General features: G+C 72.0%; 15 protein-coding genes. 6 read left to right on the top strand and 9 right to left on the bottom strand.

Annotated elements, in window-relative coordinates; translation table 11 throughout:
• Positions 1-9 precede the first annotated feature (9 nt).
• The 6 genes from ASF37_RS17085 to malQ all read right to left on the bottom strand — a co-directional run bounded on the left by ASF37_RS17085 (position 10) and on the right by malQ (position 9,450).
• Positions 10-165, bottom strand: coding sequence for a hypothetical protein (locus ASF37_RS17085; RefSeq protein WP_156364729.1), 156 nt, complete (start codon positions 163-165; stop codon positions 10-12).
• Positions 166-168: 3 nt separating this feature from the next.
• Positions 169-1,863 (bottom strand): malto-oligosyltrehalose trehalohydrolase, encoded by a 1,695-nt coding sequence (gene treZ, locus ASF37_RS05210; RefSeq protein WP_056579380.1) that lies wholly within the window; start codon positions 1,861-1,863, stop codon positions 169-171.
• A gap of 2 nt (positions 1,864-1,865) precedes the next feature.
• Positions 1,866-2,870 (bottom strand): aldo/keto reductase family protein, encoded by a 1,005-nt coding sequence (locus tag ASF37_RS05205; RefSeq protein ID WP_055961746.1) that lies wholly within the window; start codon positions 2,868-2,870, stop codon positions 1,866-1,868.
• A 177-nt stretch (positions 2,871-3,047) separates the two neighbouring features.
• Positions 3,048-5,342 (bottom strand): malto-oligosyltrehalose synthase, encoded by a 2,295-nt coding sequence (gene treY / locus ASF37_RS05200; protein ID WP_056579378.1) that lies wholly within the window; start codon positions 5,340-5,342, stop codon positions 3,048-3,050.
• On the bottom strand, positions 5,339-7,450 hold the full coding sequence (glgX, locus tag ASF37_RS05195; RefSeq protein ID WP_056579376.1) for a glycogen debranching protein GlgX: 2,112 nt from the start codon (positions 7,448-7,450) through the stop codon (positions 5,339-5,341). Before glgX ends, treY begins: the two co-directional genes overlap by 4 nt.
• Positions 7,451-7,488: 38 nt before the next feature.
• Positions 7,489-9,450: a 4-alpha-glucanotransferase gene (malQ, locus tag ASF37_RS05190; RefSeq protein WP_056580424.1), complete on the bottom strand. Its 1,962-nt coding sequence runs from the start codon at positions 9,448-9,450 to the stop codon at positions 7,489-7,491.
• 141 nt (positions 9,451-9,591) lie between these two features.
• On the opposite strand from malQ, the gene ASF37_RS05185 reads away from it, so the two are divergent.
• The 4 genes from ASF37_RS05185 (at position 9,592) to ASF37_RS05170 (ending at position 14,413) form a co-directional block, all read left to right on the top strand.
• Positions 9,592-10,302 carry an HAD family phosphatase gene (locus ASF37_RS05185; RefSeq protein WP_055961735.1) on the top strand — a complete coding sequence of 237 codons (711 nt, stop codon included), beginning with the start codon at positions 9,592-9,594 and terminating at the stop codon, positions 10,300-10,302.
• Positions 10,302-12,854 (top strand): glycoside hydrolase family 65 protein, encoded by a 2,553-nt coding sequence (locus ASF37_RS05180; RefSeq protein WP_082480616.1) that lies wholly within the window; start codon positions 10,302-10,304, stop codon positions 12,852-12,854. The genes ASF37_RS05185 and ASF37_RS05180 overlap by 1 nt, the downstream gene beginning before the upstream one ends.
• 78 nt (positions 12,855-12,932) lie before the next feature.
• On the top strand, positions 12,933-13,361 hold the full coding sequence (locus ASF37_RS05175; RefSeq protein WP_156368131.1) for a hypothetical protein: 429 nt from the start codon (positions 12,933-12,935) through the stop codon (positions 13,359-13,361).
• A complete protein-coding gene (locus ASF37_RS05170) occupies positions 13,358-14,413 on the top strand; it encodes an adenosine deaminase (RefSeq protein WP_055961730.1) in 1,056 nt (351 codons plus the stop codon). The genes ASF37_RS05175 and ASF37_RS05170 overlap by 4 nt, the downstream gene beginning before the upstream one ends.
• 2,618 nt (positions 14,414-17,031) lie before the next feature.
• Here ASF37_RS05170 and ASF37_RS16765 read toward each other — a convergent pair.
• Positions 17,032-18,639, bottom strand: coding sequence for a diacylglycerol kinase family protein (locus tag ASF37_RS16765; RefSeq protein ID WP_082495311.1), 1,608 nt, complete (start codon positions 18,637-18,639; stop codon positions 17,032-17,034).
• A 141-nt stretch (positions 18,640-18,780) separates the two neighbouring features.
• Here ASF37_RS16765 and ASF37_RS05150 point away from each other — a divergent pair, with 141 nt between their 5' ends.
• Positions 18,781-20,181 (top strand): LPXTG cell wall anchor domain-containing protein, encoded by a 1,401-nt coding sequence (locus ASF37_RS05150; RefSeq protein ID WP_056553587.1) that lies wholly within the window; start codon positions 18,781-18,783, stop codon positions 20,179-20,181.
• Between the two features lie 74 nt (positions 20,182-20,255).
• Here the strand turns inward: ASF37_RS05150 and ASF37_RS05145 are convergent, their stop codons facing one another.
• Together ASF37_RS05145 and ASF37_RS05140 are read right to left on the bottom strand one after the other, a co-directional pair.
• A complete protein-coding gene (locus ASF37_RS05145) occupies positions 20,256-21,362 on the bottom strand; it encodes an inositol-3-phosphate synthase (RefSeq protein WP_055961716.1) in 1,107 nt (368 codons plus the stop codon).
• Between the two features lie 58 nt (positions 21,363-21,420).
• Positions 21,421-21,990 (bottom strand): PadR family transcriptional regulator, encoded by a 570-nt coding sequence (locus tag ASF37_RS05140; RefSeq protein WP_055961713.1) that lies wholly within the window; start codon positions 21,988-21,990, stop codon positions 21,421-21,423.
• A gap of 273 nt (positions 21,991-22,263) precedes the next feature.
• Between ASF37_RS05140 and ASF37_RS05135 the strand changes: the two genes are divergently transcribed.
• Positions 22,264-24,423 carry a transglycosylase domain-containing protein gene (locus ASF37_RS05135; protein WP_056553592.1) on the top strand — a complete coding sequence of 720 codons (2,160 nt, stop codon included), beginning with the start codon at positions 22,264-22,266 and terminating at the stop codon, positions 24,421-24,423.
• Positions 24,424-24,963 lie beyond the last annotated feature (540 nt).

Here is a 24,963-nt window from a genome sequence, read left to right as displayed (position 1 = left end):
GGCGGTCCCTCAGGAGTAGGGGCCCGAGAACGGGGCGGGGGCGTCGGGGTCGTCGACGTCGCCCTCGGTTTCGTGGTCCTGCTTCTGGTGCTTCGGGTCGTCCGTGGGCTCCGCGGAGTCGCGCGGGTCCTCGCTGGGGATGTCGCTCTTGCCGTTGTCGCTCATGCCTCAGTGTGCGTCGGACGCCGTGGTTCCGCCCGTCGACGCCCAGACGACGTCGCCGTCGCGCAGCACCACGGCGCGCGCGGCGTCCAGGTCGACCTCGACGCGGAACGGGCCACGGTGCATGACGACGTGACGGTCGTCGTCGGAGACCTCGACGACGAGGTCGGCCAGGGACGGGTCGCGCAGCTCGGGGTGCTCCCGCCGCAGGGCGACGAGGGAGCGGTAGGTCTCGAGGACCGCGCGGTGGGCGGGGTCGTCGAGCTCGTCCCAGCGCAGCGTCGAGCGCTCGACGGTGGCGTGGTCCATCGGGTCGGGCACCTCGGACTCGCCCCAGCCGTGCCGGCCGAACTCGCGCCGACGTCCGGTGCGCACGGCGTCGGCGAGCTCGGGGTCGGGGAACGAGGCGAAGAACTGCCACGGGGTGCTCGCCGCCCACTCCTCGCCCATGAAGAGCATCGGGGTGAACGGGCCCAGCAGCACGAGGGCGGCGCCGCACGCCACCAGGTCGGGCGGGACGGTGGCCGAGATCCGGTCGCCCTGTGCGCGGTTGCCGATCTGGTCGTGGTCCTGCAGGTAGGTCACGAACGCCGAGCCGGGCACCGCGTCGACGTCGACGGGCCGCCCGTGGCTGCGCCCGCGGAACGACGACCAGGTGCCGTCGTGGAAGAAGGCGCCGCGCAGCACCTTCGCGAGCGCGCCGGGCGTCGCGAAGTCGGCGTAGTAGCCGTCGGTCTCGCCGGTGAGGGCCACGTGCAGCGCGTGGTGCACGTCGTCGCACCACTGCGCGTCCATGCCGAGGCCTCCGTGGGCGCGGGGCGTGACCATGCGGGGGTCGTTGAGGTCGGACTCGGCGATCAGCGACAGCGGTCGACCGAGCGCCACGGACATCCGCTCGGTCTCGGCGGACAGCTCCTCCAGGATCGGCAGCGCGCGGGTGTCCGCCAGCGCGTGCACGGCGTCGAGGCGCAGGCCGTCGACGTGGAAGTGCTCGAACCACGCCATCGCGTTGTCGAGCACGTAGCGGCGCACCTCGTCGGAGCCCTCGGCGTCGAGGTTCAGGCCGGGTCCCCAGTCGTTCTGGCCGGCGAAGTAGGGGCCGAAGCGGTCGAGGTAGGCGCCGGACGGGCCCAGGTGGTTGTAGACGACGTCGAGCACCACGCCGAGGCCGCGCGCGTGGCACGCGTCGACGAACCGCTTGAAGCCGTCGGGGCCGCCGTAGGGCTCGTGCACCGCGCCCCAGAGCACGCCGTCGTAGCCCCAGCCGTGCGGGCCGTCGAAGCTGTTGACCGGCAGCACCTCCACGAGGTCCACGCCGAGGTCGACGAGGTGGTCGAGCCGCTCGACCGCCGCGTCGAAGGTGCGCTCGGGCGTGAACGTGCCGACGTGGAGCTCGTAGACGACCGACCCCTCAAGCGCCCGGCCCGACCAGGCGCCGTCGCTCCAGTCGAAGGCGGCGTGGTCGTAGACACGTGAGGCCGCGTGCACGCCCTGGGGCTGCCACGACGACCGCGGGTCGGGCAGCGGGGTCTCGTCGTCACCGAGCAGGAACGCGTAGTCCGACCCGGGGGCCAGCTCGGTGTCGAGCCACCACCAGCCCGAGCGCAGCTCGCCGGGCTCCCACGCCTCCATCGGGTGGTCGACGCCGTCGATGCGGACCCGGACGCGCTCGCGGTCGGGCGCCCAGACGGTGACGGTCACGCTCAGACCACCCGGGTGGGCGGGGACTTCGTCTGGCCGGGGTCGGTGGTCGGGATGCCGCCGAGCGCCTCGTCGACCTTCGCGAGGACGTCGGCGTCCAGGGTGACGCCGCTGGCGGCCGCGTTGGACTCCACCTGCTCTGGGCGGGAGGCACCGACGATGGCGCCGGCGACGTTGTCGTTGGCCAGCACCCAGGCGATGGCCAGCTGGGCCATGGTGATGCCGAGGTCGTCGGCGACGGGCCGCAGCTTCTGGACGGCCGTGAGCGTCTCGTCGGTCAGGAAGCGCTTGATCATGTCGGCGCCGCCCTTCTCGTCGGTGGCGCGGCTGCCCTCGGGCAGGTCGGCGCCGGGCTCGTACTTGCCGCTGAGCACGCCCTGCGCGATGGGCGACCACACGATCTGCGAGACGCCGAGCTCACGGCTGGCGGGCACGACCTCGCCCTCGATGACGCGCCACAGCATCGAGTACTGGGGCTGGCTCGAGATCAGCTGGATGCCGAGGTCCTGCGCCAGGGCGTGCCCGGCGCGGAGCTGGTCGGCGGTCCACTCGCTGACGCCGATGTAGTGCGCCTTGCCGGCGCGCACGACGTCGGCGAAGGCCTGCATCGTCTCCTCGAGCGGCGTCTCGTGGTCGTAGCGGTGCGCCTGGTAGAGGTCGACGTAGTCGGTCTGCAGCCGCTGCAGCGAGCCGTCGATGGACTCCATGATGTGCTTGCGCGACAGGCCGGTGTCGTTCGGTCCGCCGGGGCCGGTGGGCCAGTAGACCTTCGTGAGGATCTCCAGCGATGCGCGACGCTCGCCCTTCAGCGCCTCGCCGAGCACCGACTCGGCCTTGCCGTTGGCGTAGACGTCGGCGGTGTCGAACGTCGTGATGCCGGCGTCGAGCGCCGCGCGGACGCATGCCGTCGCCGCGTCGTTCTCGACCTGGGACCCGTGGGTCAGCCAGTTGCCGTAGATGATCTCGCTGACCTTGAGGCCGCTGTTCCCGAGGTACCTGAACTCCATGCCCCGAGCCTAGTTCCGGTGCCCCACTGCGCGACTCGGACGGACGCGCCGGCCCCGTCCCGGGCGTCTCGACGACGTGAGGTCGATTCCTGGGCGCGGAATCGTCGTCACGTCGTCAGGACGCGGGGCCGGGGCCGAGGGCCCGGGTGCGGCGCTGGTGCTGCTCGCCAGTGGCCGTCAGGTCTGTCGGGTGAGCAGGGCGACGGGGTAGGTCCGCAGCAGGTCGGCCAGCGCGACGTCGCCACCCTCGAGCACGGCACCGGTGAGCGCGTCGGTCCACGTCCCCTCGGCCAGCGAGAGGGTCGTGTCGGCCCAGCCGCCGCGCGCCTCGAGGCCCACGGGCAGGCGGGTGACCACGGCGACCAGGTCGTCGCTGCGACCGAAGGCGAGTGCGTGGTCGGCGGCAGGACCCCGGGCGGCCACCGCGACGTAGCCGCGGAACAGCTCCGGCCGGTCGCGGCGGAGCGTCAGCACCCGACGCACGAGCGACGTCTTCACCGCCCCCGACGCGTCGACCTCCGGCAACCAGCCGTCGTCGAGCCGGCGGAGCACCGCGCGGAAGGCCTCGTGGTCGACCGGGCGACGGTTGTCGGGGTCGACGAGGGAGAGGTCCCAGCCCTCGGTGCCCTGGTAGACGTCAGGGACACCCGGACCCGCCAGCTGCAGCAGCTTCTGGCTCAGCGAGACCGTCCGGCCTGGGGCCTCGATGCGGTCGACGAGCGCCTGCACCTCGTCGCCGACCTCGGCCCGCACGCGGGCGGGCCAGGCACGGATCGACTCCTCGAAGGCCTCGTCCGTCTCGGTCCAGGTGGTGCGGATCTTGGACTCCCGCGCCGCCTTGAGCAGGTAGTCGGTCAGTCGCTCGTCGCTGATCGGCCAGGCCCCGAGCAGGGTCTGCCAGGCCAGCAGGTCGAGCGCCGGCTCGTCGAGCCCGCAGCGGGCCGACCAGCCCTCGATCGCCGACGTCGCCTCGTCGCCGAGCTCGGCCAGCACCAGCATCCTGGCGCGGGTGTCCTCCGAGCGCTTCGTGTCGTGGGTGGTGAGCGCTGTCATGGCGGACGGGTGGTCGGCCTCCCTGGCAGCGGCGAGCGCGTGGAAGCCCTCGACGTCGACACCCCACACGTCGGGGGAGCCGCCCACCTCGTTGAGCGCGGCGAAGCGCGTGAACCGGTAGAAGGTCGTGTCCTCGGTGCCCTTGGCCACGACCATGCCGGACGTCTGCTGGATGCGGGTGGCGAGCTCGCCCTGCGGGTCCGCGCGGACCTGCGCGTCGAGCGCGGACAGGGCCTCGTCGACGTCGGGCCGACGGCTGCGCGCCGTGTCGATCGCCTGGGCCCAGTCGTCCTCGCCCTCGGGCAGGTAGGACCGGTAGACGCCGAAGGCCACCATCGTCTCCGCGACGGCCGTGCGCGCGGCGTCCTCGGGCACGTCGCGCAGCAGGCCGGCGATGCGACGGACCTCGGCCACGAGCACCTTCTGCGTCACCATGCGCCGTGCGTCCTCCTCGACGGCGGCGTAGTCCGACGGCGCTCCGAGCCGCTCCGACAGCGCCTGCCAGGGAGCCTCGCCTGCGGGGTCGAGCAGCACGCCCTCGACCTCGCGCATGGCGTCGTACCCGGTGGTCCCGTCGGCGGGCCAGCTCGCGGGCAGGTCCTCGCCGGGGTGCAGGATCTTCTCGACGACGAGCCACGCGTCGGGCGCGGCCTCGTGCAGGCGCCGCAGGTAGCCACCGGGGTCGGACAGCCCGTCCGGGTGGTCGATGCGCAGCCCGGTGACCCGGCCGTCGGTCACCCAGCGCAGCACCTCGCGGTGTGCGTCGTCGAAGACGGTCGGGTCCTCGACCCGCACGGCGGCCAGCGTCGTGATGTCGAAGAACCGGCGGTAGTTCAGCTCGGACGCCCCGCGGCGCCATCCGACGAGCTCGTAGTGCTGCCGGTCGTGCACCTGCTGCGGCGTCAGCGACGCGAACCCCGGGTCGGCCAGCGTCGCGGCGTCGATGGGGAACCGGTGGTCGTAGTACGTGAGCTCCTCGCCGTCCACCGCCAGCTCCGCGACCTCGGCGTCGTCGCCGAGGACGGGCACCAGCACCCGGCCGCGCGACCAGTCGACGTCGAAGTGCCCGGCCCACGGCGAGCGCTCTCCCTCGGCGAGCACCGACCACCACCACGGGTTCGCCCGCGGCACCTCGACCGACATGTGGTTCGGCACCACGTCGATCACGAGCCCCATCCCGGCGTCGCGCACGGCGTCCGTGAGGGAGTCCCAGCCGTCGGGCCCACCCAGCTCGGGTCGTGCCCGCGTGGGGTCGGTGACGTCGTAGCCGTGCGTCGACCCGGGTGTCGCGTCGAGCACCGGCGACACGTACACCGCGCCGACGCCGAGGTCGCGCAGGTACGGCACGAGCGCCTCGGCCTCCGCGAACCCGAAGCCCGGCCGCAGCTGCAGCCGGTACGTCGACGTGGGCGTGCTCACGACTCGACCCGCTGCAGCACCACCAGCGAGCGGCCCTCGAGCTCGACCGTCGCGCCGCCCTCGACCAGCTCGTCGCCCGGCTCGGTGACCGTGCCGCTCGCGGTGTCGACCACGACCGCCCACGTGCTGGCGTACTCGCCGTCCGGCACGGTGAACTCGATTCCCTCGTGGTGGGCGTTGAACGCCATCAGGAAGGAGTCGTCGACGACGCGCTCGCCCCGCTCGTCGCGGTCGGCGATCGCCCGGCCGTTGAGGAACACCGCGATCGAGCGGCCGAAGCCGTCGTCCCAGTTCTGCTCGGTCATCTCCTCGCCGGCCGGCGTGAACCAGGCGATGTCGCGCAGCTCGTCGCCCTTGCGGATCGGCTTGCCCTGGAAGAACCGGCGGCGCCGGAACACCGGGTGGGCCGTGCGGAAGGCGGCGAGGGCCGACGTGAACCCGAGCAGCGAGTGCTCGTGCTCGTCGAGGTCCCAGTCGACCCACGCGACCTCATTGTCCTGGCAGTAGACGTTGTTGTTGCCGCCCTGGCTGCGGCCAAGCTCGTCGCCGTGCAGCACCATCGGCACACCCTGCGAGAGCAGCATGGTGGCCAGGAAGTTGCGACGCTGCCGGCGGCGCAGCTCGAGGATCTCCGGGTCGTCGGTCGGACCCTCCACGCCGCAGTTCCACGACCGGTTGTCGTCGGCGCCGTCGCGACCGTCCTCGCCGTTGGCCTCGTTGTGCTTCTGCTCGTACGACACCAGGTCGTTCAGCGTGTAGCCGTCGTGGGCCGTCACGAAGTTGATCGACGCGTACGGGCGCCGGCCGTTGTCCTGGTAGAGGTCGGACGAGCCGCTGATCCGCGACGCGAACTCGCCCAGCGTCGACGGCTCGCCGCGCCAGAAGTCGCGCACCGTGTCGCGGTACAGGCCGTTCCACTCCGTCCACAGCGGCGGGAAGTTGCCCACCTGGTAGCCGCCGGGGCCCACGTCCCACGGCTCGGCGATCAGCTTCACCTGGCTGACCACCGGGTCCTGCTGCACCAGCTCGAAGAAGGTGGCCAGCTTGTCGACGTCGTAGAACTCGCGCGCCAGCGTGGCCGCCAGGTCGAAGCGGAACCCGTCGACGTGCATCTCGGTGACCCAGTAGCGCAGCGAGTCCATGATGAGCTGCAGCGGCGTGGGGTGGCGCACGTTCAGCGAGTTCCCGGTGCCGGTGTAGTCCATGTAGTGCTGCTCGTCGTCCTCGACGAGGCGGTAGTAGGCCTGGTTGTCGATGCCGCGCATCGACAGCGTCGGCCCGAGGTGGTTGCCCTCCGCGGTGTGGTTGTAGACGACGTCGAGGATGACCTCGATGCCCGCGGCGTGGAGCGCGCGGACCATGCCCTTGAACTCCTGCACCTGGCGACCGGGCTGGGAGGTGTAGGCGTCGTGCGGGGCGAAGAAGCCGATCGTGTTGTAGCCCCAGTAGTTCGTCAGGTCCTTCTCGACGAGGTAGTGGTCCGTGACGAACTGGTGCACGGGGAGCAGCTCGATGGCGGTCACGCCGAGGCCGGTCAGGTGCTCGATCACGGCGGGGTGCGCGAGCGCCGCATAGGTGCCGCGCAGCTCCTCGGGGACGTCGGGGTGGGTCATCGTGAGCCCCCGGACGTGCGCCTCGTAGATGATCGACTCGTTGTAGGGCCGGCGCGGCGGGCGGTCGTCGGCCCAGTCGAAGAACGTGTCGACCACGAGCGAGAACGGCACGTGGCCGGCGGAGTCGTCGTCGTTCGGCTCGTCGGGCGAGCCCATCTCGTAGGCGAAGAGCGACGGGTCCCAGTCGGGCTGGCCCTGCACGGCCTTCGCGTACGGGTCGATGAGCAGCTTCTGCGGGTTGCAGCGCAGGCCGTTCTCGGGGTCCCACGGACCGTGCACGCGGTAGCCGTAGCGCTGGCCGGGGCCGATGCCGGGCAGGAAGCCGTGGTGGACGAAGCCGTCGACCTCCTCGAGGCGGACGCGGGTCTCGGTGCCCCACTCGTCGAAGAGGCACAGCTCCACGAGGTCGGCGACCTCCGAGAACAGGGCGAAGTTGGTGCCGGTGCCGTCGTACGTGGCACCGAGCGGGTAGGGCGATCCGGGCCAGGGGCGCACGGGGGTTCTCCTCGGATGGGGTCGTGCCGGTTGGGTGGTCAGGTGGGGCGGGCGGCGCGCAGCGGGGCGACGGCGGCCTGCACCCGGGGGTGGTCGAAGAAGGCGTCGAGGTCCACGGGAAGGCGGACCTTCCAGTTGGGGTACTCGTCCACGGTGCCCGGCAGGTTCGGCTGACGCACCTGGCCGACGGCGTCGGAGGGTGAGCTCAGCACCAGGCGCGACGCGGCCGGGGCGATGACGGCGTGCAGCGCGACGAGCAGGTCGTCGGTGTCGACGCCCTCGGCGCGCAGCAGGTCGAGCAGCGCCTCCTTGTCGGCGGCCGCGGTGGCGAGCGCGTCGTCCACCGGCTCGCCCAGCAGGTCGAGCCGGTCCTGGACGTGGATGCGTTCGTCGCGCAGCCAGCCCTCGACCGTCGGCAGGTCGTGGGTGCTGATGCTCGCCATGGTCTCGGGCTCCCAGGCGCGGGGCGGTACGTGCGGCTGCCCCGGGGCGTCCCAGTCGCGCTCGAACCACAGCACGGCCGAGCTGAGGATGCCGCGCGCGTGCATGGTCTCGGTGACCACGTCCTCGACGGTGCCGAGGTCCTCGCCGACGACGATGGCGCCGGCGCGGGTGGCCTCGAGCAGCAGGACGGCGAGCATCACGTCGGCGTCGTAGTGCACGTAGGTGCCGCGGTGCGCGGGCTCGCCCGGCGGGATCCACCACAGCCGCCACAGACCCGCCACGTGGTCCACGCGGATGCCGTCACCGTGGCGCAGCACGCTGCGGACGACGTCGCGAAAGGGTGCGTAGCCGGTCTCGAGCAGGCGGTCGGGCCGCCACGGCGGGAGGTCCCAGTCCTGGCCGAGCGGGTTGAAGGCGTCGGCCGGGCAGCCGACGCGCACGTCGGAGGCGAACACGCTCTGCAGGGCCCAGGCGTCGGCGCCACCGGGGTGCACGCCGACCGGCAGGTCGTGCACGAGTCCGACGGCCATGCCGGCGTCGTGGGCCGCGTCGCGGGCGGCGTCGAGCTGCTGACGGCACAGGTGCTGGAGCCAGGCGTGGAAGGCGACGCGGTCGGCCAGGTCGGCGCGGGCCCGGACGACGGCGTCGGAGGTCGGGTCGCGCAGCGGCTCCGGCCAGGTGCGCCAGTCGGCGCCGTGCTGCTCGGCCAGGGCCGAGAACGTGGCGAAGGCGGCCAGGTCGGGCTCGGCGTCGAGGTCGACGTCCTCGTCGGCGGGGGCGAAGGGTCGCAGCAGCTCCAGGGCCGCGCGCTTCGCCTCCCACACGGCGTCGTGGTCGAGCAGGTCGTCCGCAGGATCGGGTTCCGGTGCTAGCCGTAGCACCTGGTCGCGGACCGACGGGTCGGCCGCGGCGAAAGCGTCGACGTCGGTCACGCGCAGGTAGAGCGGGCTCGCGAACCGTCGGCTCGACGGGGAGTAGGGGGAGCGGACGAGCGGCGTCGACGGCACGAACGCCTGCACCGGGTTGACCAGCAGCACGCCGGCACCCTGCTCGGTGGCGGCGCGGCGGGCCAGGTCGGCGAGGTCGACCAGGTCGCCCATCTGCCACGACCCGGCCGAGTGCAACGCGTACAGCTGGAGCATCCAGCCCCACGTGCGCGGCACCTCCGGCAGTCGGGCCGGGGCGACGACGAGCGTCACGTCCTGGGCGTCGGTGACGAACCGGTGCCAGCCGAGCGGCAGGTCCGCGGGCAGCGTCCCCTGCACGTCGAGGTGGCCGCCGTCCTCCAGCAGCACCCGACCCGCCACGCCGACCTCGCGGGCCACGCCCTGCGTCGCGGCGATGGTCGACTCGAGCGGTCGGGTGTCGGCCGCGGCGCGCTCGAGTGCGTGGTCGACCGCCTCCGGGGTCGTGGCGTCGACGCCCAGCTGACCGAGCACGGCCACGACGATCTCGCGGTCCACCTCGACGGGGCGCCGGTCCGAGCCCTCGTACGCGACCGCGACGCCGTGGGCCGCGGCGAGGCGCGCGAGGTCGTCAGCGTCGGAGGGGGGCATGACGTCCAGCATGGTCGCGGACGGCCCGGCCCACCACTTCGGGGCACGAGGGAGGGGTCACACCCGGGGAGTACCCGCCGGCCCGACCCGCAATCGGACGCCGTTCACATCGGCGACACGAGGCGGGCCTACGCTTCTCGGGTGGACTGGAGCGACTACGACGCGGCCCTCTTCGACCTCGACGGTGTCATCACCCCGACGGCCGAGGTGCACATGCGCGCCTGGAACCAGATGTTCAACGACTTCCTGACGGCGCGGGGGGTCGAGGAGCCGTACACCGACGACGACTACTACCGGTACGTCGACGGCAAGCCGCGCTACGACGGCGTGCGCTCGTTCCTGGCCTCGCGCGACATCGAGCTGCCCGAGGGCACGCCCGACGACGCCCCCGAGGAGGAGACCGTCGGCGGGCTCGGCAACCGCAAGAACGTGGCCTTCGAGGAGGTCCTCGACCGCGACGGCGTGGTCGCGTACCCGGGCTCCGTGGCGCTCGTGGAGCAGCTGGCCGCCGCCGGCACGCAGATGGCGATCGTCTCCAGCTCACGCAACGCCCCCAAGGTGCTGCGCGCCGCCGGGCTCATCGACCACTTCCCGGTGATCGTCGACGGCGTCGTGGCGGGGGACCGCCAGCTCGCCGGCAAGCCCGCGCCCGACACCTTCCTCTTCGCCGCGCAGCAGCTCGACGTCGAGCCGTCGCGAGCCGTGGTGCTCGAGGACGCCACCTCGGGCGTCGCTGCCGGCCACGCCGGACGCTTCGGCCTGGTCGTGGGCGTCGACCGCGGCGCCGGAGCCGACGCGCTGCGCGAGCACGGAGCCGACGAGGTCGTGAGCGACCTGCGAGACCTGCTCTGATGTCGCCGCTCGACCAGCCCGCGCCCGGCACCGACGAGGACCGCGGCTTCGGCCCCTCGCACGAGGCGCCGCCGGTGCGCGACTTCCTCGACCGCTCGCGCTTCCCCGTGGACCCGTGGAAGCTCACCGAGGTCCGCTACGACAGCAGCGACCTGGGCCTCACCGAGACCGTGTTCGCCGTCGGCAACGGCTACCTCGGCCTGCGCGGCAACGTGGAGGAGGGTCGCGACTCCCACACGCACGGCACGTTCGTGAACGGCTTCCACGAGACGTGGCCGATCCAGCACGCCGAGGAGGCCTTCGGGTTCGCCCGGGTCGGCCAGACGATCGTCAACGCCCCCGACGCCAAGATCATCCGGCTCTACGTCGACGACGAGCCGCTGCTGCTCTCGGTGGCCGACCTGCTCGGCTACGAGCGCAGCCTCGACCTGCGCGAGGGCGTGCTCCGGCGGAGCCTGCTGTGGCGGACCCCGTCGGGCAAGCGGGTCCGGATCGAGTCCACCCGCATGGTCAGCCTGGCGCAGAAGCACCTCGCGATCATGACCTTCGAGGTCACGCTGCTCGACGACTCCGCGCCGGTGGCCATCTCGTCGCAGATCCTCAACCGCCAGGACGGCGAGGACGAGTACCACGTGCGCGCCAGCGCGATGGGCGAGGGCAAGGTCGGCGAGGGCAACGACCCCCGCAAGGCCGAGCGGCTCCAGCGCCGTGTGCTCGAGCCCCAGGAGCAGCTCGGCGAGCCCGACACCGGACGCGTGGCGCTGGGGTACCGGTGCGCCGAGAGCGGCATGACGCTCGCCGTGATGGCCGACCACGACCTGCAGACCGAGAACATGGTCACGAGCCGCGTGGTCACCGGCGACGACCTCGCGAAGACGACGTTCCGGATCGCCGCCGAGCCCGGCGTGCCCATCCGGCTCACCAAGACGGTGGCGTACCACACGTCGCGCGGGGTGCCCTCGCGCGAGTTGCTCGACCGCTGCCGACGCACTCTCGACCGGGTGCGCGAGCAGGGCGTGGAGCAGCAGACGAGCGACCAGCGCGACTGGCTGACCGCGTTCTGGCAGCGCGCCGACGTGGAGGTCCCGGGCCAGCCGGAGATCCAGCAGGCCATCCGCTGGAACCTGTTCTCGATCGTGCAGGCGTCGGCGCGGGCCGAGGGCCAGGGCATCCCCGCGAAGGGGGTCACCGGCTCGGGCTACGGCGGCCACTACTTCTGGGACACCGAGGTCTACGTCATGCCGTTCCTGACGTACACGACCCCGAGCGCGGCCCGCAACGCGCTGCGGTTCCGCTACTCGCTGCTCGACGCGGCCCGCCGTCGCGCCGACCAGCTCGCCCAGAAGGGCGCCCTGTTCCCGTGGCGGACCATCAACGGTGAGGAGGCGTCGGCGTACTACGCGGCCGGCACCGCGCAGTACCACATCGACGCCGACATCGCGTACGCGCTGAGCCAGTACATCGGCGCCACGGGCGACACCGAGTTCCTCGACCGCCAGGGCATCGACATCTTCGTCGAGACGGCCCGACTGTGGGCCGACCTCGGCTTCTGGCGCAGCGAGGAGGGCGGGACCTTCCACATCCACAGCGTCACCGGTCCCGACGAGTACACGACGGTCGTGAACGACAACCTGTACACGAACGTCATGGCGCGCTTCAACCTGCGCCGGGCGGCCGAGGCGGTCCGCACCCTCCAGCACGCCAACCCCGCCGCCTACGAGGCCGCGGCCGAGCGGCTCTCGCTCACCGAGGAGGAGGTCGAGGAGTGGGGACGTGCCGCGCGTGGCATGAGCATCCCGTTCGACGAGCACCTCGGCATCCACCCGCAGGACTCGCACTTCCTCGAGCGCGAGATGTGGGACCTCGACCACACGCCGCTCGACAGCCGCCCCCTGCTGCTGCACTACCACCCGCTGGTCATCTACCGGTTCCAGGTGCTCAAGCAGGCCGACGTCGTGCTGGCGCTGTTCCTGCAGGGCGAGGACTTCACGCCCGAGCAGAAGCGCGCCGACTTCGAGTACTACGACCCGATCACCACGGGCGACTCGACGTTGTCGGCCGTCGTGCAGTCGATCATCGCGGCCGAGGTCGGGTACCACGACCTGGCGTACCGCTACTTCCTGTCGGCGCTCTTCGTCGACCTGGCCGACCGGCACGGCAACACGTCCGACGGCGTCCACGTGGCGTCGACCGGTGGCGTGTGGAGCGCCGTGGCCGCCGGGTTCGGCGGGTTCCGCGACCTCGGCGCCGGCCAGTGGTGCATCGATCCGCGCCTGCCCGACGACTGGGAGTCGCTCACCTACCGGGTCACGCTGCGCGGCACCCGGGTGCGGGTGACGGTGCGCCCCGACGAGCTCGACCTCACGGTGGAGGACGGCGACGGCCACCTCGCGTTCGACGTGCGCGGCACCGAGGTCGTCGTGGGCCCGGGCGAGCCGGTCACGGTCGCCCTCGCGGGCCAGGGGCCGCGGCTCGAGGGTGAGCCGCCGAACCCGGCCGGCACGCGCCGCTCCGACGGCACCGTCATCACGGCGATCGTCCCCGGCGCCTGAGGCGGTGCCGGACGGGTCGCGCGCCGGGCGGGTGCACCGTCCGGTCGCGCCTGCGGGCACCTGCCTAGACTGACGGACGTGTTGATCGTGAGGTACGAGGTCAGTGACGGCAGGTCGGGCGAGGACGTCGTGCTCGTCGACCAGAAGTGGTCGTTCGGGCGTTTCGGTGGTGAGGAGACCCCCACCGTCGAGACCGACGACCGGCGGGTCAGCCGCGGCGCCCTGGTGATCCGCGACAGCGGCCCCGGCCCGGTCGTCTTCCGGGGGCAGCGCGGCGAGCAGGCCCGGGTGGGCCTGGTCTCCGACGACGGCAGCACCGAGTGGCTCGAGGAGGGCAAGGCCGGCAACCTCACGGCCACGGCCCGTCGGGTCACGTTCGACCTCGACGACGAGAACGTGCTCACGCTCGAGGTCGACTTCGCCGACCGCGGCAGCGTGGTCGAGCGGCAGCAGCATGCGGCCCAGCCCCACCTCTCGGTGGTGCCCGAAGCGACCGACGTCCCATGAGCGGGCGGAGCGCCGACGACGCCGGAGCCGCCCACACCGGTTCGGTCGACATCGCGTTCCTCCAGCAGCTCCCGAAGGCCGAGCTGCACGTGCACCACGTCGGGTCGGCATCGATCGAGGCGGTCTCCACGCTGGCCCAGCGCCACGAGGGCAGCACGCCCGTGCCGACCAACCCCACCGCGCTCGCCGACTACTTCCGGTTCACCGACTTCGCGCACTTCATCGAGGTCTACCTGTCGGTCGTGGACCTGCTGCGCACGCCCGACGACCTCTGGACCCTCACCCACCAGGTGGGCACCGATCTCGCGGCGCAGAACGTGCGGTACGCCGAGCTGACGCTCACGCCGTACACGTCCATCGTGCGCGGCATCCCCGCCGAGGCCTACCTCGAGGCCGTCGAGGACGCCCGCCGTCGGGTGGAGGCCGAGACCGGCCTGGTGCTGCGCTGGATCTTCGACGTCCCCGGCGAGTCCGGGGTGGAGGCGGCCGACGTGACGCTCGACGTCGCGCTGCGGCTGCGGCCCGACGCGCTGGTGGGCTTCGGCCTGGGCGGCCCCGAGGTCGGCGTCCCGCGGCCGCAGTTCGCGCGGCACTTCGACGCCGCCCGCGCCGCGGGGCTGCGCAGCGTCCCGCACGCGGGTGAGTCCACCGGCCCGCAGACGATCCGCGACGCGATCGAGCACCTCGGGGCCGAGCGCATCGGCCACGGCATCGCCGCGGCGCAGGACCCCGAGCTCATGGCGCTGCTCGCCGAGCGCGGGATCGTGCTCGAGGTGTGCCCCACGTCGAACGTGTGCACCCGTTCCGTCCCGTCGCTCGCCGAGCACCCGCTGCCCACGTTGGTGGCCGCCGGGGTCCCGGTGACGATCAACAGCGACGACCCGCCCATGTTCGGCACCACCTTGTCGCGCGAGTACGCGGTGGCCGCCGACCTGCTCGGCCTCGACCGCGCGGGCGTCGTCGACCTGGCGCGAGCGGCCGTCGACGCCTCCTTCGCCCCGGACGCGCTCAAGACCTCGCTGAACGCCGAGCTCGGACGCGTCGTCCCCTGACGAACGAGGACCGCCCGGCACCCCAGGGTGCCGGGCGGTCCTCGTTCACGGGTCAGGCGCGCTGGCGCCGGACTCCGATGCCCAGGGCGATCGCCACCGCCGCACCCAGCCAGGCCAGGTCACGTCGGCGCAGCACCCGGCGGGGCGCCGCACGGCTCGTGAGGGAAGCCGGGGCCACCAGTGCCGGAAGCGCTGCCGAAGGAGGCGGTCCGGCCATCGCGACGTGGCCCACCGCGACCGAGGTCGGCGCAGCGTCGTCGGAGCGGCTGCCCCGGCGCAGGACCGTCATGCCGGCGAGTGTGAGCATCGCGCCGGCCGCGAGCAGCCAGAGCGAGGTGCCGCCGGCGTTCGGCAGGGTGCCACCGGCGTCGGAGATCCCGGCAGTGCCGGTCTCGTCATCGCCGGAGGTACCGGTCTCCTCGGTCGGCTCGTCGGGGTCGGGGTCCCCTCCGGGGTCGACCACCACGATCTCGTCGCAGTCGGCAGCGACGCCGGCGTCGCCCGAGACGACGTACGGCACGCCGAGCGGATCGCCCTCGCCGTCCACCAGCTCGAAGCCCTCGACCGGGGTGAACTCGAGGGTCCACGGACCGGTGAGACCGTCGCCCTGCGTGAACTGCGCCACCACGCCCGCCGTGGGCACGACGGACACGCGATTGAGCCCGTCGATCGCGACCAGCGCCGAGACCGCGTCGTCCACGGCACAGGTCGGCTCGGTCGTGAAGGCCGGGGTGACACCCGTCGGCTCGGGGTCCACGACCACGATCTCGTCGCAGTCGGCGGCGACGCCGGCGTTGCCCGAGACCACGTACGGGCTCTCGAGCGGGTCGCCCTCGTCGTCGACGAGCGTGTAGCCGTCGGCCGGCGTGAACGTGAGCTCCCACGGACCCGTGATGCCGTCACCCTCGGTGAAGGTGGCGATGACGCCGACCGTCGGGGTGATGACGGCGGTGAACAGGCCGTCGAGCACGAACAGCGCGCGCGGCATGCCGCCGTCGGTCGGGCACGTGGGAGCCGTCGCGAACTGGGGAGTCGCGGCCAGCGGCTCGGGATCGGTCACGTCGGGGGTGCAGTCCTCGATGGTGAGGACGGGCAGGCCGTCGCCGACGTAGCCGATGGCCACCGAGCGGCCCTGGGCGTCGGTGAAGGACCAGGGGAAGGTCCCGGGGAAGCCGTCGTCGAGGGCGTTGACGGAGACCTCGATGGGGTTCTGGCCGGTCTGGAGCTCCTCGTCGACGCCGGGGGTGCCGACGTACTTGCAGACGTAGACCTTCTTGGGCACCTCGACCGGATCGACCGGATCGACCGGGNTGGCCGGTCTGGAGCTCCTCGTCGACGCCGGGGGTGCCGACGTACTTGCAGACGTAGACCTTCTTGGGCACCTCGACCGGATCGACCGGATCGACCGGGTCGGTGGGGTCGCCGCCGTCGGCCGCCGGGCAGTCGTCGACGTCGAGGACGGGGAGGTCGTCACCGACGTAGCCGATGGCCACGGAGCTGCCCTGGCCGTCGGTGAAGGACCAGGGGAAGGTCCCGGGGAAGCCGTCGTCGAGGGCGTTGACGGAGACCTCGATGGGGTTCTGGCCGGTCTGGAGCTCCTCGTCGNCCGTCGGTGAAGGACCAGGGGAAGGTCCCGGGGAAGCCGTCGTCGAGGGCGTTGACGGAGACCTCGATGGGGTTCTGGCCGGTCTGGAGCTCCTCGTCGACGCCGGGGGTGCCGACGTACTTGCAGACGTAGACCTTCTTGGGCACCTCGACCGGATCGACCGGATCGACCGGATCGACCGGATCGGTGGGGTCGCCGCCGTCGGCAGCGGGGCAGGCGTCGAGGCCGAGCACGGGCTCGTCGCCGCCGGCGTAGCCGATGGCAATGGAACGTCCCTGTGCGTCGGGGAAGGTCGAGGGGAAGCTGCCGGTGAAGTCCTTCAGCGTGTTGACGGAGACCTCGATGACGTTCTGGAGGGTCTCGCCGTCGCCGGGGGTGCCGACGTACTTGCAGACGTACACCTTCTTCGGCGTGTCCTTCGGCGGCGCCGGGGGGCCGGTCGGCTTGTCGGGCTTCGCGCTCGCGGCGCGGGCGACGGGTGCCGAGGCGTCGGCGGCCTTCGCTGCCGGCTCCGGGGCGGGGGCTGCCGCCTCCTCGACGGGCGGGGGCGCGGGCGCGGGGTCGGGCGCCGGAGCAGGAGCGGGGTCGGGCGCCGGCGCGGCGGCCGGGGCCTGTTCGACGCTGGTCGGTGGTGCCTCGCCCTCGGCGGCGAGGGCCGGCGCGGGCATCATGGCCGTGCCCGCGACGAGCGCGAGCACGGGGAGGAGTCTGGTGAGCATGAGAGGAGTCCGTTCGGGTGCGCGGCACGACGTGCCGGTGCAGAGGGGGGATGAGCGACCGGACGTCGTCGCTCGTGCTGCTCAACGAGCAACCCCGAGGCGGCGTCACGGTGGGTCGAACCGAATTTTCCTTGGAATTGCAGCCAATTCGGGACCTTCAGGGCAGGATTGACTCCTCTCCTACCCTCGTGGCTCCACGGTAGGCTCGCCCGCCCCGCGCCACCATCACCGGGCAGGGCCATTTCCCCCCACCCGAAAGGACCATGGTCCTTTCCGGTGGGACCGGCCGGAGGCTAGTGCTTGAGCGTCGCGGGCAGCACCGGCACCCGCACGAGGAGCACGCCGGGGCGGACCTCCGCGGTGATCTCGGTGCCTTCCTCGACGGGGTCGCCGTCGAGCTGCATGGGGGTGGGGCCCGAGGCCTTCACGTGCACGCGTCGGCCGGTGAAGCGGTCGAGGCGGTCGTTGGTGCGCTTGCGGCGGGCGATCACGCGCAGGGCGATCGAGACCCAGCCGAACAGCCGACGCGGTGCGATGACCACGACGTCGAGCTCACCGTCGTCGACCTGGGCGTCCGGCAGCAGGGGCAGACCGGCCTGCAGGAAGCCGACGTTGCCGATGACCACGGTGCGGGCGCGGAAGGTCCGGGGCTCGCCGTCGTCGACGGTGATGGTGACCTTCATGCCCGGGAAGCGCAGTGCCTTGATGCCGGACACGAAGTACGCGGCCCAGCCGACCTTCTTCTTCAGCTCGTCGTTGACGCCGGTCATGATCATGGCGTCCATGCCGAGGCCGGCCATGACCAGGAAGCTGGTGTCGACCCCGCCGTCGGTCGTGAACCGGGCCAGGTCGATCGCCTTGTCCTGGCCGCCGAAGGCGACCTCGAGCGCGTCGCGCGGGTTGAGCGGGACGCCGAGGTTGCGGGCCAGCAGGTTGCCGGTGCCGTGCGGGATGATCGCGACCGCCACGCCGGTGCGGGCCGCCTCCTCGCACACCGCGCGGACGGTCCCGTCGCCACCGGCGGCGACGATCAGGTCCACGTCGGCCTCGAGGGCGGCCTGCGCCTGCCCGTAGCCGGGATCCTCCACGGTGGTCTCGAACCACAGCGGCTCGTTCCACTCGTTCTGGTCCGCCACGAGTCGCACGCGCGTCTTGAACTCCTCGACGTCGGCGACCTTCGACGGGTTCAGCACGACGGCGGCACGCTTGCGTCCGGTCCCGGTGAGCACGGCGAGCTCCGAGGGCAGGCGGCTGGCGTCGGTGGCGACGACCAGCCAGAGGGCCACGGCCACCAGGGCGCCGAAGGCGAGACCCGCCGTGACGTCGGTGAGGTAGTGCACCCCGAGCAGCACCCGGTCGGCCGCGGTGACAAGTGCGAGCAGGGTCCAGAGGGAGAGCAGGATGCGACGCTTCCAGCCGCGGCCGGTGGCCACGATGGTCAGCATCGCCAGCACGGTGAACAGCACCCCGGCGCCGGCGGCATGGCCGCTCGGGAACGAGTACCCGCCGATCTCGTGGACCGGGTCCTCCCAGGCCGGACGGGGTCGCGCGAAGACGAGCTTGACGAGTGCGTTGCCGCCGATGGCCACCACACCGCTCAGCACGACCCAGATCCCGATGCGCCACTCGCGGCGCCCGAACGCGATCGCGGCGACGACGGCGAGCGCGATGCCCACACCGACGTTCGACAGCACGAGCGCGATCACCTCGAGCACGTCGACCAGCCACGGACGCGAGTAGCTGATGTCGAAGGCGGCCTGCGCGACCTCGCCGTCGAGGTCCTGCGAGGCGTCGGTGACCACGAGCGTGGCCAGTGCCGCGAGGAGCACCACGAGCGCGACGAGGACGGCGGCGTACACGCCACCACGCACGGACTCGGCGCGGCGCAGGTCGATCGACACGGTCGAACCTTATCGACAGCTCGGTGCTTCCTCGCGTCGAGACCGATCCAGGGTGGTGCGGGACCATGCCGAAGGACCCCGGAGCTGGACGAAGAGTTCAAAACACGTATGGGGGCGGAGCGATCGACCTAGTCTGCGCTCATGACCCACCTCCCCCGCGCATCTGCGCGTGCTGCCGCCCTCCTGGCCGGCGCCATGCTCTGCGTCGTCGTGACCCCCGGCGCAGCCCTGGCGGACGAGTCCGCCGAGCCCATCACCACGACCGAGTCGGCCCCGGCGCCCGAACCCGCCAGCGAGTCGGCCCCCGAACCCGCTACCGCCTCCGCGCCCGAGGCGGCACCCGCCTCCGCCTCGGCACCCGAGGCGGCACCCGCCTCCGCCTCGGCACCCGCGGCGGCACCTGCGCCGGCCTCGGTCGGCCGGAGCGCCGAGGGGCCCGTGACCGCCCTGGCCGCACCCGATCCCACCGACGCCTGCTTCCCCGGCGCGTGCATCAGCAACGGCACCGTCCATCTGGGCGTGAACGACGAGGGCTCGCTGATCGTGTACGACGGCGAGGCCGGGGAGCTCGTCGGCCTGCAGCAGGAGTCGACCGGCAACGACGGCCTGCGAGCCGGCGGACCGTACGAGGGATGGGGCGTGGGTGACGCCGGGACCGGTGTCAGCGGTCAGAGCCTGAAGGCCCTGGGTGGCAGCAGCAACCTCACCGTGGAGTCCTTCGACGTCACGCCGACGACCGCCACCTCCGTCGTCACCGTGGGTGACCCGCAGGCGCCCACCTTCCGGGTGACCCATGCCTTCACCCCCTCGCTGCTCGACCCGAACGTGTACGTCATCCGCGTGCGCATCGAGAACCTGACCGACGGCACGCTCGACGACGTCCGCTACCGCCGCGTCATGGACTGGGACGCCGAGCCGACGGCCTTCTCCGAGCTCGTCAGCGTGGTGGACCGTGACGTGGCGGTCGTCGGTGCCGGCACGGACTTCGTCGACGCCAACGTGCTCGGGAGCGACTTCGGCACGGAGCAGGGCGACGTCGACGACCGGGGTCCCGACGACCTGGTCGCCCACTTCGACCTGGGCTTCGGCTCGCTGGCTGCGGGCGACTTCGTCGAGTTCTTCCTCTTCTACGGCGTGGCACCGACGGAGGCCGAGGCGCTGGACTCGCTGGCCACCGTCGGCGCCGACTCCTACTCGACCGCGCGTCCGTCCAGCAGCGACGACGGCGCCCCCGGGACCTACTTCTTCGGGTACAACCCGTTCCCCGAGGGCCTCGAGGAGGCGCCTGTCGACCCGACCGACCCGACGGACCCGACCGACCCGGTCGATCCGACGGACCCGAGCGACCCGGCCGTGTCCGACGGGGGCGACACCTCGAACCGCGTCACGCCGGCCGCGGCGACCGTGCCCGTGTCGGCCGCGGCGCAGCTGCCGGCCACGGGTGCCGACTCGATGGCACCGTTCGTGGTCGCCGGCGTGGCGCTGCTCGCCGGCGGCGTCGCGATGGTCGGTCTCGGCCGTCGCCGCGTCGAGCAGGCGTGACGCACCACCCGTAGACGCGACGGGGCCCGGACACCGTCAGGTGTCCGGGCCCCGTCGTCGTCAGGGGGGAGCGCTCAGCGCTCCTCCTCCCCGCGGATGAACGCCTCGAGCTTCGAGCGGCCGAGGTCGTCGGGGCGCTGCTCCGGCGGGCTCTTCATCAGGTACGACGAAGCGCTCAGCAGGGCGCCGCCGATGCCACGGTCCTTGGCGATCTTCGCCGCACGGATGGCGTCGATGATGATGCCGGCCGAGTTGGGCGAGTCCCACACCTCGAGCTTGTACTCCAGGTTCAGGGGCACGTCGCCGAACGCACGACCCTCGAGGCGCACGTAGGCCCACTTGCGGTCGTCGAGCCACGCCACGTAGTCCGACGGGCCGATGTGCACGTTGCGGTCGTTGGCGCCCACACCGGCGAGCGAGCCGGTGAGGTTCGACGTGACGGCCTGGGTCTTCGAGACCTTCTTGGACTCCAGGCGCTCACGCTCGAGCATGTTCTTGAAGTCCATGTTGCCGCCGACGTTCAGCTGGTAGGTGCGGTCGAGCGAGACGCCGCGGTCCTCGAACAGCTTGGCCATGACACGGTGCGTGATGGTGGCACCGACCTGGCTCTTGATGTCGTCGCCGATGATCGGGACGCCGGCGTCCTCGAACTTCTTGGCCCACTCGGGGTCGGAGGCGATGAAGACGGGCAGGGCGTTGACGAACGCGACCTTGGCGTCGATGGCGCACTGCGCGTAGAACTTGTCGGCCTCCTCCGAGCCCACCGGGAGGTAGGACACGAGCACGTCGGCCTGCGTGTCCTTGAGCACCTGGACGACGTCGACGGCGGGGGCGTCGGACTCCTCGATGGTCTGCAGGTAGTACTTGCCGAGGCCGTCGAGCGTGTGGCCGCGCTGGACCGTGACGCCGGTGGGCGGCACGTCGGCGATCTTGATGGTGTTGTTCTCGCTGGCGGTGGTGGCGTCGGCCAGGTCGAAGCCGACCTTCTTGGCGTCGACGTCGAACGCGGCGACGAACTCGATGTCGTTGACGTGGTAGTCGCCGAACTGGACGTGCATGAGCCCGGGGACGGTGCCCGCCGGATCGGCGTCCTTGTAGTACTCGACGCCCTGGATGAGCGACGTGGCGCAGTTGCCGACGCCGACGATCGCGACGCGGATCTGGTTGGTGGCCGAACCCATGGGTTCTCCTTCGTGACGGGTGATGACGGGTGGATGGATGGTCGTGCGGATGAGGGGGTCAGGTGGGAGGAGGTGGCGGCTCGTCCTGCGGCTCGCGCTCGCGCTCGATGAGCTCGGTGAGCCAGCGGACCTCGCGCTCGACGGACTCCAGGCCGTGGCGCTGCAGCTCGCGGGTGTAGGCGTCGGCGCGGTCGCGGCCGCGCTGGGTGGCCTCGCGCACGTTCTCGAGCCGCTCCTGCAGTCGGCTGCGCCGGCCCTCGAGGATCCTCATGCGCGTGGCACGCTCGGTGCGGGCGAAGAAGGCGAACCGGACGCTGAAGGTCTCGTCGTCCCACGTGGCGGGCCCGGAGTCCTCCATGGCATGGGCGAAGTGCTCCTTGCCGGCGGCGGTGAGGTGGTAGACGATCCGGTTGCGGCGGCCGCGGACCTCGACGGCCGGGTCGTCGTCGGCCTCGATGAGACCGGCCCGCACCAGCGACTTCAGACAGGGGTAGAGCGTGCCGTAGGACAGCACGCGGCCCCAGCCGAGCAGGCTGATGAGCTCCTTGCGCAGCTCGTAGCCGTGCATGGGCGTGTCGTGCAGCAGACCGATGGTGGCGAGCTCGAGGGTCGCTCCGCGACGGGGCATCGCGATCCTCCTGGCCGGCTCGAGAGACGTCGTCGTGACGACTCGGTATATCGGGACGATACATCAGCGCGGCATGACATGAAAGACCGTATGTCAGGTCGGGTGGGTAGGGCGAGACCGTCTGGACGAGACACGTGCCACAGAGCAGGGGGACCGTGCATCATGGCCTTCTCAGGTTGGTCAGGCACACTGGCCTGATGCCGCGCCGTGTCCCGGGCGCACGCACAGCACCACGCCCTGCCAGGAGCAGGGCCGAGACGGAGGAAGTGGTCCGTGGCCACCAGCACGCATCGAACCAAGGCGAAGAGCACCCCGAGCAAGCCGGGCCTGTTCCGTCGCATCAGTGGCGACGGCCCGCGCTGGAAGCAGGTGCTGCGCTGGTTCGCGGTGCTCGTCGTGCTCGGGATCCTGGGCGGCGCGCTGCTGTTCTTCGTGCTCTACCGGGTCATCGAGATCCCCGACGCGAACGCCGACTTCCAGACCCAGACCACCAAGGTCTACTACTCCGACGGCAAGTCCGAGCTGGGCGACTTCGCCATGCAGGACCGTGAGAGCGTCCCGCTCGACGAGATCCCGGCCGTCATGCAGGCCGCCGTGATCGCGGCCGAGGACCGCACCTTCTACGAGAACCGCGGCCTCGACTTCAAGGGCATCGTCCGCGCCGCGCGCGACAACGCCACGAGCGGCCAGATCACCGGCGGCGGCTCCACCATCACGCAGCAGTACGTGAAGGTGCTCTACCTGAACCAGGACCGCTCCTACAAGCGCAAGGTGCGCGAGGCGATCCTGTCGATCAAGATCCACAACCAGCTGAGCAAGTCCGAGATCCTCGAGGGCTACCTCAACACCATCTACTTCGGCAACGGCGCGTACGGCGTCGAGGTCGCGGCCGAGACCTACTTCGACAAGCCGGCGTCCGAGCTGAACTACCCGCAGGCCGCGATGCTCGCGACGGTCATCAACAACCCGACCTACTACGACCCCTACACCGAGGGGGCGGAGGAGCGGATCCTGCCGCGCTACCGCTACGTGCTCGACGGGATGGCCAAGTCCGGTGCGATCACGGCCGAGGAGGCCGCGGAGTTCCAGGAGCGGCTGCCGAAGTTCGCCGAGAAGAAGAACGCCAACCGCTTCAAGGGCACCAAGGGCTACCTGCTCGCCCTCGTGCAGAAGCAGCTGCAGGACGCCGGCTTCAGCGACAACCAGATCCTGGGCGGCGGCCTGCGCGTCGTCACGACCTTCGACAAGCGTCTGCAGGCCGACGCCGTCGACGCGGTGGAGAACACCGTCCCGCAGGACCTCGACGAGCTCAACGTCGGCCTGGTGTCGGTCGAGCCGGGCACCGGTGACGTCAAGGCGATGTACGGCGGCAAGGACTACCTGGAGAGCCAGCTGAACTGGGCCACCTCCAGCGTGCAGCCGGGCTCGACGTTCAAGGTGTTCGCGCTCGTGGCGGCGCTGGAGGACGGCTACAGCCTGCGCACGACCCTCAACGGCAACTCACCGGTGCGCATCGGTGGTGCCGAGGTCGGCAACCAGGGCGACAGCGGTGGTCAGTCCTTCGGCCGGGTCACGCTCGAGTTCGCCACGCAGAAGTCCATCAACACCGCCTTCGTCGACATCACCCAGCAGATGAGCGGCGGCGCCGACGCCGACATCTCGGTCGGCGCCCGCAAGGTGCTGGAGGCCGCCAACGACGCCGGCATCCCGGCCACGGTGACCGACCAGATCGACCCGGTCGCCGTCACGTCGCTCGGCTATGCCGGCGTGCCCGCGGTCGACATGGCGAACGCCTACGCGACCCTCGCTGCCGAGGGCGAGCGCGCGGAGTGGCACGTGCTGTCGAAGGTGACCAGCGCCCAGGGCGACGAGCTCGAGCTGCCGGCGCGGGAGACCAAGCGCACGATCCCCGAGGACGTCGCCGCCGACACCCTCGCGGCACTGCAGAAGGTCACGCAGGCGGGTACCGGCACGAGCGGGCGCACGATCTGCCCGACGGCCGGCAAGACGGGCACCGCGACGGCCGGCGCCGACGACGACCAGCGCGTCTCGTCGTCGTGGTTCGTCGGGGCCACGCCCAAGCTGGCCACGGCCGTGACGCTCAGCCGCGGCGTGGGCAACGAGGACCTCGAGGGGTACCTCGTGCCCTTCTTCGGTGGCACCTACCCGGCGCAGACCTTCAAGGCGTTCATGGACCCGGCGCTCGAGGGCACCGAGTGCGGCAGCTTCCCGGCCCCGGCCAACATCCGGGCCGACAAGGGCAACACCTACGTCCCGCCCGCGCCCAGGCCGAAGAAGACCGAGAAGCCGAAGCCGAAGCCCGAGCCGACGACCCCGAAGCCGACCACGCCGGCCCCGACCGAGCCCGAGCCCTCCGAGCCCGAGCCGACGCCCACCTTGCCCGGCGGTGGCGGCGGGGGCGGCAACGACTGACTCGTCAGAGGTAGGTCTCGCACCGAATCGGGCAGTCGGAGGTAGGTCTCGCACCTCATGCCTCCGCCATCCGGTGCGAGACCTACCTCCGACGGACCCATCGGGCGAGCGGTAGGTGAGCCGCGGAGTGCCCGTCAGAGGTAGGTAGGCCGCGGAATGCTGACGCCGGAGGTAGCCGAGCCGCGGAATGAGACCCGGTATCCGCGCGCCACCTACCTCGGCCCTGCTGATTGCGCGCGCCACCTACCTCTGACGGCTCCCCACGGCGCCGAAGGAGGGCGCGAGGACGACCTAGGCTCCCGCGCGCCCCCGAAGCCGGGGTGCTCGGCGAGCCTCGGGCCCGGTCGGCCGGTCGAGGCCTCTCGGGGAGCAGGTCGACCCGGAGCCGCAGCGGCGCAGCCGCAGGGCAGGACCCGACCGGGCCGACGCAGCCGCAGGGCAGAACCCGACCGGGCCGACGCACCCTCAGGGCAGGACCCGACCGGGCCGACGCACCCGCAGGGCAGGACCCGACCACGCCGACGCAGCCGGCCGATCGGG

It is taken from the genome of Aeromicrobium sp. Leaf289, assembly GCF_001423335.1.
GTDB lineage: Bacteria > Actinomycetota > Actinomycetes > Propionibacteriales > Nocardioidaceae > Aeromicrobium.
Note: the sequence above shows the minus strand (reverse complement) of the source record. Positions and strands in the feature narration are given on the sequence as shown.

Bases quoted from the DNA above. Each gene is read 5' to 3' on its own strand.
- ASF37_RS17085 (WP_156364729.1), bottom strand. From the start codon at position 165: ATGAGCGACAACGGCAAGAGCGACATCCCCAGCGAGGACCCGCGCGAC.
- ASF37_RS05205 (WP_055961746.1), bottom strand. From the start codon at position 2,870: ATGGAGTTCAGGTACCTCGGGAACAGCGGCCTCAAGGTCAGCGAGATC.
- malQ (WP_056580424.1), bottom strand. From the start codon at position 9,450: ATGCCCCCCTCCGACGCTGACGACCTCGCGCGCCTCGCCGCGGCCCAC.
- ASF37_RS05180 (WP_082480616.1), top strand. From the start codon at position 10,302: ATGTCGCCGCTCGACCAGCCCGCGCCCGGCACCGACGAGGACCGCGGC.
- ASF37_RS05170 (WP_055961730.1), top strand. From the start codon at position 13,358: ATGAGCGGGCGGAGCGCCGACGACGCCGGAGCCGCCCACACCGGTTCG.
- ASF37_RS05150 (WP_056553587.1), top strand. From the start codon at position 18,781: ATGACCCACCTCCCCCGCGCATCTGCGCGTGCTGCCGCCCTCCTGGCC.
- ASF37_RS05145 (WP_055961716.1), bottom strand. From the start codon at position 21,362: ATGGGTTCGGCCACCAACCAGATCCGCGTCGCGATCGTCGGCGTCGGC.
- ASF37_RS05140 (WP_055961713.1), bottom strand. From the start codon at position 21,990: ATGCCCCGTCGCGGAGCGACCCTCGAGCTCGCCACCATCGGTCTGCTG.